Source organism: Lamprocystis purpurea DSM 4197, from assembly GCF_000379525.1.
GTDB lineage: Bacteria > Pseudomonadota > Gammaproteobacteria > Chromatiales > Chromatiaceae > Thiodictyon > Thiodictyon purpureum.
This window is the reverse complement of sequence record NZ_KB902412.1, coordinates 1-4330: the sequence shown is the minus strand read 5'-3', so window position 1 is coordinate 4330 and position 4330 is coordinate 1. Positions and strand designations below refer to the sequence as shown.

At 61.2% G+C, this 4330-nt stretch carries 3 protein-coding genes and 1 pseudogene; 3 read left to right on the top strand and 1 reads right to left on the bottom strand.

The genetic code is table 11. From position 1 onward, the window contains the following. A pseudogene (locus tag A39O_RS0106585) lies at nucleotides 1–227 on the top strand (IS1595 family transposase); the annotation flags it as partial. Nucleotides 228–284: 57 nt separating this feature from the next. Here the strand turns inward: A39O_RS0106585 and pdxH are convergent. After that, nucleotides 285–929: a pyridoxamine 5'-phosphate oxidase gene (gene pdxH / locus A39O_RS0106580; protein WP_020503898.1), complete on the bottom strand. Its 645-nt coding sequence runs from the start codon at nucleotides 927–929 to the stop codon at nucleotides 285–287. Between the two features lie 315 nt (nucleotides 930–1244). Here pdxH and aceA point away from each other — a divergent pair, with 315 nt between their 5' ends. Both aceA and A39O_RS0106570 read left to right on the top strand, forming a co-directional pair. Further along, nucleotides 1245–2549: an isocitrate lyase gene (gene aceA / locus A39O_RS0106575; RefSeq protein ID WP_020503897.1), complete on the top strand. Its 1305-nt coding sequence runs from the start codon at nucleotides 1245–1247 to the stop codon at nucleotides 2547–2549. A gap of 321 nt (nucleotides 2550–2870) precedes the next feature. Continuing rightward, nucleotides 2871–4058: a DUF262 domain-containing protein gene (locus tag A39O_RS0106570; protein ID WP_020503896.1), complete on the top strand. Its 1188-nt coding sequence runs from the start codon at nucleotides 2871–2873 to the stop codon at nucleotides 4056–4058. Nucleotides 4059–4330 lie beyond the last annotated feature (272 nt).

Sequence of the window (4330 nt, the reverse complement as noted above, 5' to 3'; positions counted from 1 at the left end):
ACAGCCGCGGGGAGTATGCCCGTGACGAGGACGGTGACGGCTTCCATGAGATCCATGTCAACACGATGGAAGGCTTCTGGTCATTGCTGCGTTCCTGGCTGCGACCCCATCGCGGGATCTCGCAGGAGAAATTACCGCTCTACTTGGGCTTCTTTCAGTTCGTCCACAATACACGGATTCGCGGAAAAGGGTTGCTGACTCCGCTGTTGGCATTGCTCGTGTCATAACAACTCGGGGACAGTCCGGAACCTATATTGAGCCATCGCCTAAAGTCCGACAGGCTGTTAGGGCGCCAACCGCTCGACCACCCAGTCCCCGCCCGCCGCGCGACGGTAGCGGAAGCGGTCATGCAGGCGGCTGTCGCGGCCCTGCCAGAACTCGATCTCCACCGGTGCTACGCGATAACCGCCCCAATGGTCCGGCAAGGGGATCTCCCCCTCGGCGAAGCGCCGCTGCATTTCCGCGACTTTCTGCTCCAGGAGTGAGCGTGAGGTGATCACCTGACTCTGTGGTGAAGCCCAGGCACCGATCCGGCTGCCGCGCGGACGGGTCGCGAAATATTTGAAGGATTCCGCCGCGGAGATGCGCTGCGCCCGGCCGACGATCTTGACCTGACGCGCCAGGGCGACCCAGGGCAGGAGCAGCGCCACGCGCGGGTTGGTCTCGATCTCCTTGGACTTGCGGCTCTCGTAGTTGGTGAAAAAGACGAATCCTTGGTGGTCGTAAAGCTTCAGGAGCACGGTGCGCAAGGAGGGCTGACCAGCGGCGTCGACGGTCGCCAGGCTCATCGCATTGGGTTCCGGGAGGTCTTGGGCGATGGCCTCCTCGAACCAGCGCTGGAACTGGCGGAGCGGGTCGGGCTCCAGTTCGGCCTCGGAGAGTCCGTGGGCCATGGCGGCGTTGCGGAAGGACTCTGGGTTTGTGTTCATGGGGTCAGTCCTGATGGACAATCGGGATAGGGGTTGACATCGCTGCTGGTGGCCAATATGGCGGCGTCTGTCGTCCTTTGGAACCCGCTTAACTTGCGCGCAAGAGGCTCACTGTAAAGCCAATACAGAACATTGGTAGAAATGCTTAGTCAAAGGCGTAACGCATCGTTAACTTGCAGGGTTAAGACCGATATATTTGGTCGGCGAATCACCGCGGGGCCCGCGCCGATTCCCGTGATGACGGGGGCGCGTTCGGAGGACACGAGGGGCGGGCAAGACAGCGGCCTTTTTTTACCACTACGAGGAGATCGAGCGATGACCCGCGACCAACAGATCAAAGCGATTGAAAAAGACTGGGCCGAGAATGCCCGCTGGACCGATGTGAAGCGCGGCTACACCGCCGCCGATGTGGTCCGTCTGCGCGGCAGTGTGCAGCCCGAGTACACCCTGGCCCGGCGCGGTGCCGAGCAGCTCTGGAAGCTGGTGCGCGGCGGGGCCAAGAAGGGCTACGTCAACTGTATGGGCGCCATCACGGCTGGTCAGGCCATGCAGCAGGCTAAGGCCGGCGTCGAGGCCATCTATCTGTCCGGCTGGCAGGTCGCCGCTGACGGCAACACCTCCGAGACCATGTATCCGGACCAGTCGCTGTACGCCTACGACTCGGTGCCGACCATGGTGCGACGCATCAACAACACCTTCAAGCGCGCCGACGAAATCCAGTGGTCGCGCGGCATCGGCCCCGGCGACGCGGAATTCATCGACTACTTCCTGCCGATCGTGGCGGACGCCGAGGCCGGTTTCGGCGGCGTGCTCAACGCCTTCGAGCTGATGAAGAACATGATCGTCGCCGGCGCCGCCGGGGTGCACTTCGAGGATCAGCTCGCCGCGGTGAAGAAATGCGGTCACATGGGCGGCAAGGTCTTGGTGCCCACCCGCGAGGCAGTCGAGAAGCTGATTGCCGCCCGTCTTGCGTCCGATGTGATGGGTGTGCCTACCCTGCTGCTGGCGCGTACCGATGCCGAGGCAGCCAACCTCCTGACCAACGATGTCGATCCGAACGACAAGGCCTTCCTGACCGGCGAGCGGACCCCCGAGGGTTTCTACGTGGTCAAGAACGGCCTGGAGCAGGCCATCAGCCGCGGTGTCGCCTACGCCCCCTATGCCGACCTGGTGTGGTGCGAGACCGGTACCCCGGATTTGGGCTTCGCCCGCGAGTTCGCCCAAGCCGTGCTGGGCAGCAGCCCCAACAAGCTGTTGGCCTACAACTGCTCGCCCTCGTTCAACTGGAAGAAGAACCTGGACGACGCGACCATCGCCAAGTTCCAGGACGAACTGTCCGACATGGGCTACAAGTACCAATTCATCACGCTGGCCGGTATCCACAATATGTGGTACAACATGTTCGACCTGGCGTACGACTACGCCCGCGGCCAGGGCATGAAGCACTACGTCGAAAAGGTCCAGGAGCGCGAGTTCGTCGCCCGCGAGCGCGGCTACACCTTCGTCTCCCACCAGCAGGAAGTGGGCGTCGGCTACTTCGACGACATCACCACCGTCATCCAGGGCGGGCACTCCTCGGTCACCGCGCTGCATGGGTCGACGGAAGAAGAGCAGTTCTGATTCCCGGCTGAGCTTCGCCTGATCGCATCGGCCAGGGATGGCCGGTACCTCCTCCAAAGGCGGCAGAGTGCCGCGAATGCCTGCGCCCCTTGCACCCAAGATGAGCGATGCTCGTCGCCTCATGTTTTTCCAGACTGGCCGCAGGCCGCCTGAAACCCGATCCCTGGTTCATGGCCGATCGCCATCGACGACACGCCATCGCCGTTCTGATGCGCGACTCCAGTGACACGCACCCCTGGGTCCGCTCAAACCCTTGATGACCAGAAACCGCGGCCCCCTCATAATGCCGAGACCCGTCGGCTGGATCATGCGCGAGGCAAGATGACCGTCGCAAACACTGAAAACGCAGCATCGGCCGACGATGAGGACTCCGCCCCCCTGGAGGAGCTCGCGTCCGACAGCACCGGCAGCGGTCTCGAGGCGGAGCCCCAGGTTGACTCGGGTGATATTCGTGCGCCTTTCGATCCAAAGCTGATCGACGTGACAACGAACCAGCGGACAGTGGATTCCCTGGTGGCGCGATTAAAGCACGGTGAGTTGAATCTTTCGCCGGATTTTCAACGTCGTGCGAATTTATGGAACGATAAGCGCAAGAGCGGCTTGATCGAGTCGATGCTATTACGTATTCCCATCCCCTCACTCTATGTTTCGGAAGATACGGATGGCAATTACCAGGTCGTCGATGGGTTACAGCGTATGTGCGCTATCGCCCATTTTGTGGAAGTGAGCAGCCTGAACAAGGCACTAGGATCGAAATTGGATCCGCTCCGGCTCGCTGACGACATGCAATCTCTCAATGAGTTAAAAAGCAAACCGTTTCTGGAATTACCAAGGCCCCTGCAACGCCGCATCATGGAGACGGAACTTACGCTTCACGTCATCCGCGCAGGTACGCCGACCAATGTTAAGTTCAACATCTTCTCCCGGATCAATCAGGGCGGCCTACCTCTCAATGCCCAAGAGATCCGCAATGCGATTTATCCCGGAAAATGGCGTGAGCATGTTCGGCGCATGGCGGCCAGCCAGGCATTTCGCTCGGCCACTGAGGGTAAGATCAAGGGTGAGCGACTGGAGGATCACGAGCTCGTTCTGCGCTTCGCCGCATTATTCTTCCTGCCGCCCGACGAAAAGCGCGGTTCGGACGAAAACCTCGATGATTTCCTTAACCGATTTGTCGAGGAGCGTTCGGCGGGTTGGGACGACCGGAGATGGCAGGCTCTTGAGTGCGCTTTCGAGCGTGCCATGCAGGCTGCGCCCCGCGTCTTTGGTCGAATTGCTTTTCGCAAGTATTCGGGTCAGGGCCACGCGAGAAGCCCGATCAACCGCGGTCTCTTTGAAGCGGAGTCGGTTGCCTTGGCCCAGAGGCCCGAATCCGAGATCGCGCGCCTTGTGCTGGCATCGCATCAAGTTGCCGAGGCTTTTGCGCGACGATTTGCCGACGAGAACGACAGGGATTTTGCCAGCGCCTTACTCTACGCAACCGGCAAAGGCTCAGCATCCAACGACTAAGCGTTTATCCGTCGTGCGCGCCGCACTGATCCCTGGTTGTGGCACGGCGCCTGGCGCGCACGACGGATAAACGTTTGTTGGACTAATCCGATCCTGGCACGGTGCCCGCTGCGGGTGCGGCCTTCTTTAGAGATAGGGAATTGTATCCCCGCGCCCAGGGTCGCCGGCCGGTGCCGGGCGGTATTTCAGCACGTGGTCGACGCTCGGAGCGGCGCAAGACGGGCATCCGAGGGGGCCGCGGGGCTGATACGCGGGCGATTTTGCGTCGATTG